The organism is Microbulbifer celer, assembly GCF_020991125.1.
GTDB lineage: Bacteria > Pseudomonadota > Gammaproteobacteria > Pseudomonadales > Cellvibrionaceae > Microbulbifer > Microbulbifer celer.
This window is the reverse complement of record NZ_CP087715.1, coordinates 3,578,023-3,593,562: the sequence shown is the minus strand read 5'-3', so window position 1 is coordinate 3,593,562 and position 15,540 is coordinate 3,578,023. Positions and strand designations below refer to the sequence as shown.

The following is a 15,540-nucleotide window of genomic DNA, read 5'->3' as shown; positions in this document are numbered from 1 at the left end:
CCCGTAGACTGGTGGCTTGGCCACTGTTCGGGCGTGGGGTAAATCTGGGCCAATGTAGATTGTCGGCCCGCAGAGGTGATAACAAGAATTGGTCTGGATCGCAGGTCCGCCAGGAGTAAATTATGAAAACAGGCTCCCAGAGTTCATTTTCCGCGTTGCGCAGTAACCCTGCCGCGCTGTTTATGGGTTTGCTGGTACTCGCCACACTGGCGGGGCTGATCGTCAGCATCTACCTGGTACAGAGTCAGGCAGACCAGGATAAAGAGTATCTGCAGGACGTTGCGGAGTTGCGCGCACTGTCCTACCAGCTGGTATCGGCAGCGCCGGCAGCGACGGCCGGTGACGAAGAGGCATTCACCGAGCTGGAGCGGGTCGTCAATCAGATGAATACCACCTGGGGTGATCTGCAGGGAATGGAGGCCAGCAGCCGCAGAGCGCTGGATGGTGAGCTGGCCAATTACGGTCAGGTCTGGCGGCAGATGCGTGAGCAGGCCGACACCATTATCGGCAACAAAGACTCGATCATCTTCCTGAACGATGTGGCGAGTACCCTGAACGACTCACTGCCGGAACTGCAGGCAGAGCACAACAACATTGTGGAAATCCTGCTGGCCAACAATGCACCGGCAAACCAGGTAGAGCAGGCGCAGCTGCAGGTCTGGCGTGCGGAACGTATCGGCCGGAACATCGATAAGATGCTGCAGGGTGGCGAAAATGCGGAATCCGCTGCCGACCAGTTCAACACCGATGCCAGCCTGTTCGGTAAAGTGGTTGAAGGTATGAAAGGCGGCGACGTGGTGATGGGAATTTCCCGCGTGACCGACCCCGAGGCCCGCGAATCGCTGGATGAAATTACCGAGCTGTTCCAGTTTGTGAGTTCTTCGGTGCGTGAGATTTTTGAATCCACCCCGGCCCTGTTTGCGACCCGCCAGGCCGCCGACGGTATTGCGACCTCTTCGCCGCAGCTGCTGGAGTCACTGTCCAGCCTTAACGACCGCATTGTGAGTCTGTCTGGTGAGCGCCAGCCCAACAACCAGACCATCGCCATTATTGCCGGTGTGTTTGTGCTGTTGATCTTCGGCATGATGATCACCGCATTCTCCGGTACCCGCCGCAGTCTGCGTGAAGAGTCCGATACCAATGAGCGTAACCAGCAGGCGATTATGCAGCTGCTGGACGAACTGGCCGACCTCGCTGACGGTGACCTCACGACCTCGGCGACGGTAACCGAGGCCTTTACCGGTGCGATCGCAGACTCCATCAACTACACCATTGACCAGCTGCGGGTGCTGGTAAGCCGGATTAACACTGCGACCCAGGAAGTATCCAACCTGTCACAGGATACCCAGCAGACTGCCCTGCATCTGGCCGAGGCCTCCGAGCACCAGGCGCAGGAAATTGCCGGCGCCTCCGCGGCGGTGAACGAAATGGCCGTGACCATTGACCAGGTATCTGCCAACGCCGCCGAGTCTGCCCAGGTGGCGGAGCGTTCGGTACAGATCGCGGGCAACGGCGCCAAGGTGGTACAGAACACCATCAAGGGCATGGATACCATCCGCGAGCAGATTCAGGACACTTCCAAGCGGATCAAGCGTCTGGGTGAATCTTCCCAGGAGATTGGTGACATCGTTAGTCTGATTAACGACATTGCCGACCAGACCAACATCCTGGCACTCAACGCCGCCATTCAGGCGAGCATGGCCGGTGATGCCGGTCGAGGCTTCGCGGTGGTTGCGGATGAGGTACAGCGCCTCGCAGAACGCTCCGCTGCGGCAACCAAGCAGATTGAAGGCCTGGTAAAAGCGATTCAGTCGGATACCAACGAGGCGGTTGTTTCGATGGAGTCCACCACCACCGAAGTGGTGCGCGGGGCTCGCCTGGCACAGGATGCGGGTGTTGCTCTGGAAGAAATTGAGAGTGTATCCACCAACCTCGCGTCCCTGATTCAGAACATCTCCAACGCGGCACGTCAGCAGGCCTCCTCTGCAGGCCACATCTCCAACACGATGAACGTGATTCAGGAGATTACCTCGCAGACCTCCGCCGGTACCCAGGCCACTGCCCAGTCCATTGGTAACCTGGCCCAGACCGCTTCCTCCCTGCGCGATTCCGTTGCCGGCTTCAAACTGCCGGAGAGCGACGACGTGGAAAGTGAAGCGGAGCTGTACGATGGCGACTTGACCGATCTCTCTGACGAGTTCCCGATGCTCGACGAAGAGCCCGCGGAATCCTTTGACGAAGCGCCAACCGATGAAGAGCGCAAGCGCGAGGAACAGGCGCTGGCCTGATTGACCGCGAATACCGATAACGATAATGCGGCACACCGTTACAGAAAGCATTGTTAAAGGCATTTTGCAACGGTGTGAAAAGCGGCGGTAGGGAAGTAATGCCACCGCCGGCAGCGAACAGAATTACCGAGGACTGGCCGTGAGTCGCGACAATCCCAACTTTATCGCCCTGGATTGGCTGATAGGTGAAATCAACGAGACGTTGACCCAGGCCCGTCAGCAGCTTGAGACGTTTGCCTCGGATTCCTCTGTGCCTGAGACCGCCGAGGATGCGGGTGGGTTGCTGAAAAACTGCCTCAACCTGATTCACCAGGTACACGGCAGTCTGCATATGGCAGAACTGACCGGCGCCGCCATGCTCGCCGAAGAAATGGAGCAGCTGGTACACGCGCTGGCCAGTGGTGATGTAGAAAACAGTGATGAGACGCGCGAGTTCCTGATGCGCGCGCTGTTGGAGCTGCCGCTATATCTGGAAAAGATTGCCTTCCAGCGCCGCGACAACCCGGTTCTGTTGTTGCCGCTACTCAACGATTTACGTGCTGTGCGCCGCGAGCGACTGATTACAGAAGGGGCGCTGTTCGGCCCGGATCTGACTGCGCTGGAACTGAGCAGCGGTAACCGCCAGCCGTTGTTGAGTAATCCCGCCAAGCTTCAGGAACTGGTGGGCAAGCTGCGCAAAATGTATCACGTCGCGGCTGCCTCCCTTATCCGCGAAGTCAACAGCCGCGAGAGCATCGCCTACCTCACCAAGGTGAGTGAAAAAATGGCGTTGCTCTACAGTGGCAGTCCCCGGCGCCAGTTGTGGGAAATTCTGCTCGGCCTCCTCGAGGGGATCAGCGACCACCGCATTACCGTCATGCCCGCCCTGCGCCAGCTACTGCGTCGTATTGACGTGGAGTTTCGTCTGCTGGCGGGACAGGGCGCACGGGTACTCGACCTGGCGCCAGATCGGGACCTGATCCGCAACCTGCTGTTTTATGTCTATCTGTGTGGCCCCAATGGGGCACGTACGCAGGCCCTGTACCGTCAGTACGGCCTGGATAAAGCGGTGCCGGGCACACCGCGTCCGGATACCGAAGACGCGCTGGCCATGGGGCCAGAAGCCATGGGTACCGCCCTGGTTGCGCTGCGCGAAGAACTGGCGACGGTGCGCGAGGCACTCGACCCCAGTATCGCCAATAGCGAGCGCCCGCCCCTCTCCGACACGTCGATGGTGAGCAAGCGCGTTGCCGATACGCTGGGCGTGCTGGGTCTCGACCGCCTGCGCGGCCGCGCCCGCAATGTCTACGAATACCTGCGCGATGCCTCTCGCAGCGATAATCCCGACGATCTGTTGATGCAGGCTGCCTCCGAGCTGGTGGAGCTGGACGCCGGGCTCTCCGCCGCGGCAGAGCGTGACCGCAAGGTGGATGACGCCTCACCGCTGATGGGCGAGGCCACCGATCGCGTCTTGAAAGAGGCGCGTATCGGGCTCGAGACCGTTAAAGAAGCCGTCGTCGAGTACATCGCCAGCCACTGGGACACCGGCCATCTTTCCGCGGTGCCCAAGCGACTGCAGGAAGTGTGCGGCGGGCTGGAAATGGTGGGGTACCAGCGTGCGGGTGAGATTGTCGGTGCGTGCAAAACCTATATCGAACAGCGCCTGATCAATGCCGGGGAGCAGCCCGACTGGAAGCTGCTCGACACGCTCGCAGATGCGGTCACCAGTGTGGAGTACTACCTCGAACGCCGTGCGGATGGCATTGAGGACGCTGACATGCTGCTGGCGCTGGCGGAAGACAGTGTCGCAACCCTGGGGTACGCCGTAACCGGTACGGATGGGGAGCTGGCAGTCGAGTCTGTGAGCCAGGCCGAAGACGATTTTGCTACTGAGGGCGGCGAGCTGGATTTACCCGCGGCCGACCACAGTGCTAGCGAAGCTTCTGATGCTCCGGCCGGTTTCGACAGCTGGGACGCCAGCGAGGAGGCCGGTCGGGAAACGCCGACCGCGGATTCGGAAGCGGAAGATAAGCCGCAAACCGCGAGCGCTGAAGACGCGCCTTCCCTCCTGGAAGACAGCTGGTTTGCCGGCGACGCAAATGAACAGGCTTCCGAGCCTGAAACAACCGTTACAAGCCATTCTGAAGCCGATTCCGGTGCCCTGATAGAAGCTCCGACGGAAACTGGTGCAGTCGAACAAATGACGGAAAGCCAGTACAGCGGCTTTGAGGTTGACGGTTACCAGAACGTTGAGGACGCCGATCCCCTGGCCGGCCTCGCCGCTGCGGCAGACCCGGCACCCGAAAGTCAGCCTGAATCCGAGGTAACTGAAGTAGCGGTGTCCGATATCCCCGCGGACGCGGATGACGATGCCAGTATTATCGACGACGAAATTGTCGAGATCTTCCTCGAGGAAGCCGGTGAGGTGATGGAGGCCATCCATCTGTACTTCCCGCAATGGGCTGCAAACTTTGATGATCACGATGCCCTGGTGGAGTTCCGCCGCGGTTTCCACACCCTCAAAGGCTCCGGCCGCATGGTGGAAGCGCTGGATGTAGGTGAGCTTGCCTGGGCGGTGGAGAACATGCTCAACCGGGTGCTGGACGAAACCGTCGCGCCCACCCGTGCACATGTTCGCCTGATCGAACTGGTACTGGAAAAGCTGCCTCCGATGATCGATGGCTTCCGTACCGGAAAAGGCGATCCGGATGCCGCGCGCACTGCCGAACTGGAGGGCTGGGCAAAGCAGCTTTCCCAGGGGGAAGTGCCGGCAGCGCTTGCGGAATCTGATCAGGCGAAGCCGTCAGCCGTGCCGGAACAAGCCCCGGCAAGTGTTGATGAAAGTAGTGCCGACAGCGACGACGACAATACACAGCTGTGGGAAATTTTCGCCCAGGAAGCGGAAACCCACCTGGCCACGGTTTCTGAATTCCTACAGGAAATGGCGCAGGCCGCGCCCTTGTACGGTATTCCCTCCGATCCCATGCACCGAGCGCTGCACACGCTGAAGGGCTCTGCGCATATGGCAGAGGTCACGCCGGTGGCGGAACTGGTGGCGCCTTTGGAGCGGTTTGTCAAAGAGCTACGCACCTACCAGGTGGCCATCGACGCCGACATCTTTGAGCTGATCAGCGATGCCAATGACTATGTGCACGGCGTGCTGCAACAGATTTACAACAGCGAAGCGCTACATATTGAGCGCGGCGAACAATTTCTGGCGCGGGTGGCAGAGCTGCAGGAGCGTGCGGTCGGCCACCTGATTCGCGAGCGCGAAGCCAACGAACCGAAAGCGGTAGATCCTCAGTTGCTGGCAGTCATTATGGCTGACGGCATGAAAGTACTGCTGGATGCCGATGAGATGCTGAATGCCTGGCGTGCCCATCCGGGGGATAAATCCATTCTGCTGCCGGTGGCGGAAGAGTTGGATGTATTGCAGCACGCAGCCGGGCAGGCACAGTTACCCACTCTGCAGGAATTGTCGCAACTGCTACTGGCAGTTTACCGACAGGTCATCGATGGACACCTGGAGGAGGAGCCCGCACTGTGGGCCGCCCTTGAGCAGGGGCACAACGAGCTTCTGGATCTGGTGGACGCGGTGGCTGCGGCCCAGGACCTGCCCCAGGTCAGCGATGTGGTGGGCGAAGCGCTGCGCTATCTGGCCCAGGGTGACGATAGCGGCGAAGAAGAGGATTTCGACTTTGCCGATTACGGCATCGACAGCAGCGAATTGACATTCCCGGGTGACGGCGAAGCCGATACGGTGGATACCGAAGCCGTCGAGGGATTCGCGGAACCTGCTTCAGAAGCGGTAGAAGAAAGCGTTGCTGACACCAGTCACCTCGATGACCTCAGTTTTGACGATCTGCTGGCGGCAGAGAAACCCGTGGAAGAAACGCCCGAATCGCCGTTCCCGGTTGATAGGGTGGAGGATGCAGGTGCGGGGGCGGACGATGATGCGCAAGCGTTCACGCCCCATATGGCCGCCGCTTCCGATGTGCCTGCAGTTTCCGATGCACCTGCGGTTTCCGAATGGTTGGCAGATGAAGACCTGCCACCGCTGACACCGGAATCGTTCGGTTTGTCCGAAGAGGCGGAAGAGGCAGACGAGGTTCAGGACGCATCTTTTGGCGACTACGCCATCGATGTAGAACCAGCGGGGACTGCAGACGAAGACGGGATCTGGCAAGAATCCGCCAATACCGGCGATCGTGAAGCTGCGCCCACTGTCGACAGTACAGAGCTCAATCTGGAGCATACGGTGCTCGAGGATGACGCTGGCCTCGGCGATATGCAGTGGCTGGAAGAATCCCTGACAGAAACCCGAACGGACACGCCGGCAGAGTCCACCCCGCTGGATGCCGAGGTTGTGGAACCTGTTACCCCGGTGGCACAACCGTCGCAGGTGTCCACAGCAGATCAGCAGGCCGCTCTGGCGGAAATCGACCCGGATGTAGTCGAGGTATTCCTGGAAGAAGCCGGAGATCTGGTGGATGAGCTGGAAGAGCTGATTCAGGGCTGGGAGCAGGCGCCTGACGATACTTCCCACGGAGAGGCGCTGAAGCGCGTGTTGCACACCTTCAAGGGCGGTGCGCGGATGGCGGCCCTGATGGGGCTGGGTGAAGTGGCGCATCGCTTTGAAACCGTGATCGAGAACATGCAGGGCGACAGCACGCCTTCGGCAGAGTTCTTTGCCGATGCGCACGCTATCTACGATCGTCTGGCGGCGGGGGTGGAAACCACGCGCGCCTGGCTGGGCGGTGAACAACTGCAGTCGTTCACGGCATTACTGGATACGAGCTGGGCCGACGAACAGCTGGCACAGAATGCGAGCCCAGTGGATTACGGTATCGAATCCACAGAGAGCCAGGCGCCAACCAGCCAAGCATCTACCAATACAGCACCCGCGGAAGCGGATGAAGGCACAGCTGCGAGTGAAGTTTTACCGCAGGATGCGCCGGAAGCACCCGCGGTATCCGCCCCCGCGATTTCCACATCCACTACGCCCCTGACACCGGCACCTGCTGCGTCGGAAGCGGGCAGCAATGTACTGCCATTTGTGCGCAAATCCCGCACCCCGGGTGAGCGCGACAGCGGCCAGCCTCGCAACCAGCCTCAGGAGATGGTGCGGGTAGCGTCGGAGTTGCTGGAAGAGCTGGTAAACCTCGCGGGGGAGACCTCCATTTCCCGCGGTCGCCTCGAAGAGCAGGTAGGTGAGTTCGGTATTGCGCTGGACGAAATGGACTCCACCTTGAGCCGACTCAACGAGCAGCTGCGCCGTCTGGACAAAGAAACCGAGGCGCAGATCCTGTTCCGTCAGGAGCAGTTGGCAGAGCAGGAGGACGACTTCGATCCACTGGAAATGGACCGCTATTCGTCCATTCAGCAGCTGTCCCGTTCACTGCTGGAATCCACCTCCGACTTGCTGGAGCTGCGCCAGACCCTGGGCAATAAAACCCGGGATACGGAAACCCTGTTGCTGCAGCAGTCGCGGGTAAATACCGAGCTGCAGGAGGGGCTGATGCGCAGCCGCATGGTGCCTTTCTCACGCCTGGTGCCGCGCCTGCGCCGTATTGTCCGCCAAGTGAGCGCGGAGCTCGGCAAGCAGGTGGATCTGGTATTCTCCAACGTCGAGGGCGAGCTGGACCGCTCCATGCTGGAGCGCATGGTGGCACCGCTGGAGCATATGCTGCGCAACGCGGTCGACCACGGTATTGAAGATCCCGAACAGCGTCGTGCCGCGGGTAAGGAAGAGCGCGGCCGCATTGCTGTCAATCTGGCCCGAGAGGGCAGTGAAGTGGTGATCACCATCAGTGATGATGGTGCCGGTATCAACCTGATGCGGGTGCGCGAGAAAGCGATCGAAAGCGGCCTGATGCGCCCGGATGCGGAGCTGTCCAATAGTGAAATCATGCAGTTTATTCTGCAGGCCGGTTTCAGTACCGCCGATCAGGTAACGCAGATTTCCGGCCGCGGTGTGGGTATGGATGTGGTGTCCGCCGAGATCAAGCAGATCGGTGGTAATGTCACTATCGCCTCCCAGATTGGCGAAGGAACAGAATTCGTCGTGCGCCTGCCGTTCACCGTATCGGTGAACCGCGCGCTGATGGTAAAAGTGGGCGATGACCTGTTTGCGCTGCCGCTGAACACCATTGAAGGCATCGTGCGCCTGAGCCCGTTCGAGCTGGAGCACTACTACCGCACACCGGAAGCGCGCTTCGAATATGCCGGTGAGCCCTATCAGGTGAATTATTTCGGCAACCTGCTGCAGTCCAGCGCCCAACCCAAGCTGAATGTGGAAGACATGCAGCTGCCGGTGCTACTGGTGCGCACGGAAAACACTGCCATGGCGCTGCAGGTCGATGCCATCATGGGTAGCCGCGAGATCGTGGTGAAAAGTCTCGGGGCCCAGTTTGCCGGGGTACAGGGGGTATCTGGAGCCACCGTAACCGGTGACGGTACCGTGGTGGTGATTCTCGATGCCCACGCCCTCCTGCGTAAGCATTCCGCGCTACTGGCGCGACCCGAAGTGCCGGTACTGGAAGTGGAGCCGGAAGTTTCCGGCCGCGAAGAGCCGGAGCCACAGAAGATGGTCATGGTGGTGGACGATTCGGTAACGGTGCGCAAGGTGACCACCCGCTTCCTCGAGCGGGAAGGGTTCCGCGCCACAACCGCCAAAGACGGTCAGGACGCGATCATCCAGTTGCAGGATTTCATGCCGGATGTGATCCTGCTGGATATTGAAATGCCGCGAATGGATGGCTTTGAAGTGGCGCGTCATATTCGTTCCAGCGGCCGCCTGCGGGACATCCCGATCATTATGATCACTTCCCGAACCGGTAAAAAACACCGCGATCACGCGCTGTCACTGGGGGTCAACCACTATCTGGGTAAACCCTATCAGGAAGAAGTACTGTTGAACGCGATTCGAGATTACACGGAAGCGGAAGTGGCGCACTGAGCGCGGCTGTCTGTATAAATCCGCGACGGCGGTGGAGAGAGTAGAGAATGAGCGGACTTGACGCCCTGCCCACAACAGAACTGCCTCAGGAGGTCAGCTGCCTGCTGCTGCCGTTGGCGGATGGTCAGTTGCTGGTACCGGTGGATACCCTGTCGGAAATCATTGCCCTGCAGAGCCCGGTCTCCGCTTTTGACGCGCCGGAATGGTATATGGGCGAGCTTCATTGGCGGGAGTTGCGCCTGCCGTTGCTGGCTTTTGAGGTGATGCGCGGCAAGCCGATGCCCGCCTTGCGCAGCCACTGTCGGATCGCGGTGCTGAACAGCGGCAACCCCGATGGAGACCTGCCATTTTTTGCCCTGGTACTGCAGGGTACGCCGCGACTGGTGCGTGTAACCCCGGAAGAGCTGGCGGGGCGCGAAGGCGAATGTGCCATGGGCGAGCTGATGCATGTGGCACTGTCCGGTGAAGTGGCGGTAATTCCCGATCTCGGGACACTGGAAGAGGCCTGCCTGCGGTACCGCAAAGGCCGCTGAGCCGATACGCTTCTGCTAAATCATTCCATACAAATAGCAATCCGTTCATATACAAAAAGGCGCCAGCTCGGAAGAGCTGGCGCCTTTTTGTTTGCTGGCCCGTAAAGCTGTCGATCAGAACAGTTCTTCCGGAATCGACTCCTGAGCCTGCTCGCTGGAAGACGAGGAGGGCGATGCACTGTCCGGCCCATCCGAGTAGATGGATGGGTAGTTACCGTAGGTTTCCCGACCCGGTACCCGGTCGGCACGAAAAATCTCGAAAATGCCGCCGCGGGAGGTGCGCATACCGGTACGCGGATTGATGCGCATGGTGACGATATTATCCGGCTGCGCCAGATGGCGCTCTGGTCGTCCTTCCAGGGCGGTGCTCATGTAGTCAATCCAGATCGGCAGGGCGGCTGAGCCACCATACTCGTTTTTACCGAGCTCTGAGTTGGAGTCGAATCCGACCCAGACGCTGGTTGCCAGGTGCGGGCTGTAGCCGGAGAACCAGGCATCCCGCGGACCGTTGGTAGTACCGGTTTTACCGGCGATATCGCCGCGCTCCATGACCAGCGCTTTACGGCCAGTGCCCTTCTTGATCACGTCTTTGAGCATGGAGTCCATGATATAGGCGGTTTCCGCAGAGATCGCGCGCGGCGCCCGTGGGCGCGCCTGTTCTCCCGCGTGCAGGGGCGCAACGGGAAGGGTACGCAGCTCCACCGGTTCGTCTTCAGGGGGGATCAGTTCAGCCTCCTTCTGTACCGCAAGCAGATCGATCGGCTCCGGTTCGGCGTTGCTGCTGTCGATTTCTCCCGGTGCCGGACAATTGCGGCAGACCGTCAACGGCAGTGCCTGATAGACCGCGTCGCCATGGACATCCATGACTTTGTCCACCAGGTAGGGTTCGACCCGGAAGCCGCCATTGGCAAAGGCGGCATAGCCGCGGGCAATCTCCAGTGGCGTCAGCTCGGAGCTGCCCAGTGCGATGGTCAGGTTGCGGGCGAGCTTGCCGCGATCAAAACCGAATTTCTGCACGAAATTGAGCGCATAATCGATACCCAGGGCCTGAAGCAGGCGGATCGACACCAGGTTTTTGGACAGGTACAGGGCCTGCCGCAAACGGATGGGCCCGAGAAAGTCACCGCTGGAGTTTTCCGGCCGCCACACGTCCGCGAGGTTGGTTTCCTCGAAAATGATCGGCGCGTCATTGATGATACTCGCCGCGGTGTAGCCCTTCTCGATGGCGGAAGAATAGATAAAAGGTTTGAAGTTGGAGCCGGGCTGACGCGCCGCCTGAGTAACCCGGTTGAAGTGACTCTGCCGAAAGTCGTAACCACCAACCAGTGCCCGGATCGCGCCGTCTTCCGGTGCCAGTGAAATCAAAGCACTCTGGGCCTCCGGGACCTGTGTCAGATGCCACTCTTCGCGCATCTGGGGGGCGTGCTGTTGGGCCTCCTCTTCTGTGTCACTTTGGGCAAACGGGTCGTCGTTCGGGCTGTCAATCTGTATTTGTTGCGCGGTTTCTGACTGGTTTTCCTCTGCCAGTTCTTGCGCAACCTCTTCCGCACTGACCACCACGCGGCGCAGTCGTACCACATCCCCCGGGGCAAACATCTCCTCCGCGGATTTGATGCGTGCACCGCGGGCATTTTCCGAAATGTACGGGCGCAGATTGCTGAGGCCGTGTTCCCAGGGGATCTCCACAACCCGTCGATTGCGTAGCTGTACGATCAGCTTTTGCGGCGCCACGGCGGTTACCACTGCGGGTTCGAGGCCGCCAAGTACCGGTATCTCGTGCAGGAGATCCACAAGCTGATCGCTGTCGGAGAGTAGCTCCGGATCAAGTTGTTGCTCCGGACCGCGGTACCCGTGGCGGCTGTCGTAAGTTTCCAGGCCCTTCTGCAGTGCTTTGCGCGCGGCCTCCTGCAGCTTGCTGTCGACGGTAGTGACCACCTGGTACCCATCGGTATAGGCTGCATCTCCGAACAGGTCCACCGCTTCTTTTCGGGCCATTTCGGCGACATAGGGCGCACTCAGGTCGAGATCGCGGCCGTGATAGCGCGCACTCACCGGGGCGGTGATGGAGTTTTTATACTCGTCCTGGCGGATATAGCCCAGTTCGAGCATGCGCTTCAGGATCCAGTTGCGACGTACCAATGCGCGCGTGGGGTTGGCCAGGGGGTTATAAGCGGAGGGTGCTTTGGGCAGGCCCGCCATCATCGCCCATTGGGCCAGGTTCAGCTCATTGATGTCCTTGCCGTAATAGACATGGGCTGCGGCCTGGAAGCCGTAGGCGCGGTTGCCGAGAAAAATCTTGTTGATATAGAGTTCGAGAATCTCGTCCTTGCTCAATTCCTGTTCGATCTGCAGGGACAGCAGGATCTCGTTGAACTTGCGGATAAAGCGCTGTTCCCGGCTCAGGAAGAAATTGCGGGCCACCTGCATGGTGAGGGTACTGCCCCCGGACTGGATGGAACCGCTGGCTACCAGTTGGCGTACCGCGCGCATCAGGCCTTTGATGGAGACGCCACTGTGGGAGTAAAAGCCGTCGTCTTCAGCGGCGAGGATAGCCTTGACGAACATCTCCGGTGTCTGCTCAATGTCGATCGGGCTGCGCCGCTTTTCTCCGAACTCACCGATCAGTTGCATATCGCTGGAGTAGATGCGCAATGGGGTCTGCAGGCGGATATCGCGCAGGCGCTCTATCGACGGCAACCCGGGCTTCAGGTACAGATAGAGGCTGGAAAAGGCCATGGCGCCGGCAGCGGCGCCGGCGAGGGCGAGCCACAGCAGTGACAACAGGCGATTGCGGGCTTTTTCGGTCATTTAGAAACTTCTACTTACGGCTCGTGTGTGCGTATTGAACAGTATTATCGGTGTTGCTCGACAATTATACGAATAATGTGCGCTGTTACCTATGCAAAAGCCGGTTGCGACGGTAATTTAAAGTGCTATACCATCAATCTTCCATAACCCACGGAAAGATAAGAAAAATGGGGATGCTCCCTTTTCTCAATAAGGGGCCTAAGGCACTGCTTGGGCTCGATATTAGCTCCACCTCGGTAAAGTTGCTTGAACTGAGTCGCAATGGCGACAAATACCGCGTGGAAAGCTATGCAACAGAGCCTCTGCCTCCGAATGCGGTAGTGGACAAAAATATCAACGATGTCGCTGCCACCGCGGAAGCCATCCGCAAGGTGGTGCGCCGCTCCAAGACCCGTTTGCGCCAGGCAGCTGTGGCCGTTTCCGGTTCAGCAGTCATCACCAAGACCCTGGATATGCCCGCGGACCTGTCCGACGAGGCGCTGGAAGCGCAGATTGCCCTGGAGGCCGATCAGTACATTCCGTACCCGCTGGACGAGGTGAACCTCGACTTTGAGGTGCAGGGAGTGTCCGAGCGGGGTGAGGGGCAGGCGGAAGTGTTGCTGGCCGCGTGTCGCAGCGAGAACATCGAACAGCGAGTTTCCGCGCTGGGTGAGGCGGATCTGCAGGCCGGTGTCGTCGACGTTGAGGCCTATGCGATCGAGCGCGCCTATACCCTGATGGACAGCCAGTTTCCGGCTCAGGAGCAGCTGGTGGTCGCGGTCATCGATATCGGTGCCACCATGAGTGCACTGTCGGTCATGGTGGATGGTCGCACCGTGTATACTCGCGAGCAGCTGTTCGGCGGGCGTCAGCTCACCGATGAAATCCAGCGCCGTTACGGTCTGTCTGCGGAAGAGGCGACACTGGCCAAGCGCCAGGGTGGCAGCGGACTGCCGGATGACTACTATCCGGAAGTGCTGGAGCCCTTCCGCGATGCGGTGGTGCAGCAGGTCACCCGCTCCCTGCAATTTTTCTACTCATCGACCTCCTACAGCGATGTGGACTACATCCTGCTCGGTGGTGGCGTCGCCGCCATGGACGGGCTGGCAGAGCTCGTGGGGCAAAAGCTCAATAAGCCGACCCTGGTGGCCAATCCGTTCCGGGACATGAGTGTCGCCTCGCGGGTGAGTCGCCAGGCACTGGCCGCGGAGGCGCCGTCGCTGATGATTGCCGCCGGCCTCGCCATGCGGGAGAAGGATTACTGATATGGCAAAGATCAACCTACTCCCCTGGCGTCAGGAATATCGCGCGCAGAAACAGAAAGAGTTTCAGCAGGTCGCCGTTCTGGTAGTGATTGCTGCGGCCTTTTCCGTGTTTATGTGGATGAAGTTCGTCGATACACAGGTCGCCAACCAGAATGAACGCAACCAGCTGCTGCAGACGGAAATCAATGCCCTGAACAAGCAGGTGCGCGAGATCAAGGATCTCAAGAAGCGTCGCCAGGAATTGATTGACCGCATGCGCGTGATCCAAGAGCTGCAAGGCAACCGCCCGCTTTCCGTACGTTACTTTGATGAAATGGTCCGCGCGGCGCCGGAAGGCCTGTGGTTGACCAACCTCAAGCGCACCGGCAAGTCGGTGAAGATTTCCGGGGTGGCGGAATCCAACAATCGGGTTTCCTCCTTCATGCGTAGCCTGGATCAGTCTGAATGGTTTCAGTCGCCGAATCTGACCGGGGTGACCGCGAAGCCGGAATTTGGTGAGCAGGCCAGCGCATTTGAAATGACCGTGAACGTCAGTGGCCGCAAGAAAGAAGATGAAGCCGACGCTGACGGCAGGGGGGTATAAAAATGGCTCTGGAAGATACCCTGAAGCAGCTCAATGAGCTGGATATCAACGATATCGATTTCTCCCGCGTGGGCGTGTGGCCGCTGGCCGGGCGCATCGCACTGCTGGTGGTGATTGCTGCCGTGCTGGTGGGCGGTGGTTACTTCTTTCTGATCAAGGATCGCTACCAACAGCTGTCGTTTGCGGAGAACAAGGAAAACGAACTGTTTACCCAGTTTGAAAAGAAATCCTTTGAAGCCGCCAACCTGGAGGCGTATCGCGAGCAGCTGGTGGAGATGGAGGAGACCTTTGGCGCACTGCTCAAGCAGCTGCCGAAAGACACCGAGGTCCCCGGGCTGCTGGAAGACATTGATGAGTTCGGTCGTGGCAGCGGTCTGACCATTCAGAAGGTGGCTCTGGAAGGCGAGCAGGTGGGTGAGTTCTATGTTGAACTGCCGATCCGCATAGAGGTTCAGGGCGGTTATCACGAATTCGGGGCTTTCATCAGCGGCATCGCCGGGATGCCGCGGATTGTTACCCTGCATGATTATGATATCCAGACGTCGAAGGATGGCGGTGCGCTGCTGAATATGGTAGTGAACGCCAAAACCTATCGTTACAAGGATCAGGGGGAAGAAGGATGAAAAAGACCTTCGCTCTGACCGCAGCACTGCTGGCGCTGGCGGGTTGTAGCCTGGACGGCAGCCACAGCGATCTGCGCCAGAAAATGGCGGCGGTAAAGCACAAACCCAAAGGGCAGATCGAGCCCATTCCCACGTTTACGCCTTACAGCCCGTATGTGTACAGTGCGGCCGCCCAGCGCAGCCCGTTTACCCGTCCGGTGCTGGAAGCTGACCAGAGACTGGTAGGGCGCAGACTGGACGTGGCGCCCAATGAAAATCGGCAGAAAGAGCTCCTCGAGCGCTTCGCATTTGATGGTCTCTCCATGGTGGGCACCCTGTCCCGCGGTGGTCAGTTATGGGCCCTGGTCAACGACGGTGAGGGGGGGATTCACCGGATCACCGTTGGCAACTATCTGGGCAAAAATCACGGGCGGGTAGTCAACGCTTCGACATCGCAACTTGATGTACTGGAAATTGTGCCGGACGGCACCGGCGGCTGGATTGAACGGCCGCGGGCACTGACTTTGGAAGATAAGGACAACTAA

Annotated in this window: 8 protein-coding genes; 7 read left to right on the top strand and 1 reads right to left on the bottom strand. The window is 59.5% G+C overall.

The features are described 5' to 3' along the window. Positions 1–122 precede the first annotated feature (122 nt). The 3 genes from LPW13_RS14770 (at position 123) to LPW13_RS14760 (ending at position 9,758) form a co-directional block, all read left to right on the top strand. Positions 123–2,288 carry a methyl-accepting chemotaxis protein gene (locus LPW13_RS14770; RefSeq protein ID WP_230436545.1) on the top strand — a complete coding sequence of 722 codons (2,166 nt, stop codon included), beginning with the start codon at positions 123–125 and terminating at the stop codon, positions 2,286–2,288. Between the two features lie 139 nt (positions 2,289–2,427). Continuing rightward, on the top strand, positions 2,428–9,225 hold the full coding sequence (locus LPW13_RS14765; protein WP_230436543.1) for an Hpt domain-containing protein: 6,798 nt from the start codon (positions 2,428–2,430) through the stop codon (positions 9,223–9,225). A gap of 47 nt (positions 9,226–9,272) precedes the next feature. After that, positions 9,273–9,758, top strand: coding sequence for a chemotaxis protein CheW (locus tag LPW13_RS14760; protein ID WP_230436541.1), 486 nt, complete (start codon positions 9,273–9,275; stop codon positions 9,756–9,758). Positions 9,759–9,872: 114 nt separating this feature from the next. Here the strand turns inward: LPW13_RS14760 and LPW13_RS14755 are convergent, their stop codons facing one another. Beyond that, entirely contained in the window at positions 9,873–12,566 is a 2,694-nt protein-coding gene (locus LPW13_RS14755) for a penicillin-binding protein 1A (RefSeq protein WP_230436539.1), read from the bottom strand. Positions 12,567–12,733: 167 nt separating this feature from the next. Here LPW13_RS14755 and LPW13_RS14750 point away from each other — a divergent pair, with 167 nt between their 5' ends. From LPW13_RS14750 to LPW13_RS14735, 4 genes are read left to right on the top strand one after another with little or no spacing between them, the layout of a single operon-like run. Next, positions 12,734–13,810, top strand: a complete 1,077-nt coding sequence (locus LPW13_RS14750) for a pilus assembly protein PilM (protein WP_230436537.1) — start codon at positions 12,734–12,736, stop codon at positions 13,808–13,810. A 1-nt stretch (position 13,811) separates the two neighbouring features. Next, positions 13,812–14,393 (top strand): PilN domain-containing protein, encoded by a 582-nt coding sequence (locus LPW13_RS14745; RefSeq protein ID WP_230436536.1) that lies wholly within the window; start codon positions 13,812–13,814, stop codon positions 14,391–14,393. 2 nt (positions 14,394–14,395) lie between these two features. Then, positions 14,396–15,016, top strand: coding sequence for a type IV pilus inner membrane component PilO (locus LPW13_RS14740; protein WP_230436534.1), 621 nt, complete (start codon positions 14,396–14,398; stop codon positions 15,014–15,016). Beyond that, positions 15,013–15,540: a pilus assembly protein PilP gene (locus LPW13_RS14735; protein ID WP_230436532.1), complete on the top strand. Its 528-nt coding sequence runs from the start codon at positions 15,013–15,015 to the stop codon at positions 15,538–15,540. Before LPW13_RS14740 ends, LPW13_RS14735 begins: the two co-directional genes overlap by 4 nt.

Coding starts and splice junctions, on each gene's coding strand:
- LPW13_RS14770 (WP_230436545.1), top strand. CDS start 123: ATGAAAACAGGCTCCCAGAGTTCATTTTCCGCGTTGCGCAGTAACCCT.
- LPW13_RS14760 (WP_230436541.1), top strand. CDS start 9,273: ATGAGCGGACTTGACGCCCTGCCCACAACAGAACTGCCTCAGGAGGTC.
- LPW13_RS14755 (WP_230436539.1), bottom strand. CDS start 12,566: ATGACCGAAAAAGCCCGCAATCGCCTGTTGTCACTGCTGTGGCTCGCC.
- LPW13_RS14750 (WP_230436537.1), top strand. CDS start 12,734: ATGGGGATGCTCCCTTTTCTCAATAAGGGGCCTAAGGCACTGCTTGGG.
- LPW13_RS14745 (WP_230436536.1), top strand. CDS start 13,812: ATGGCAAAGATCAACCTACTCCCCTGGCGTCAGGAATATCGCGCGCAG.
- LPW13_RS14740 (WP_230436534.1), top strand. CDS start 14,396: ATGGCTCTGGAAGATACCCTGAAGCAGCTCAATGAGCTGGATATCAAC.
- LPW13_RS14735 (WP_230436532.1), top strand. CDS start 15,013: ATGAAAAAGACCTTCGCTCTGACCGCAGCACTGCTGGCGCTGGCGGGT.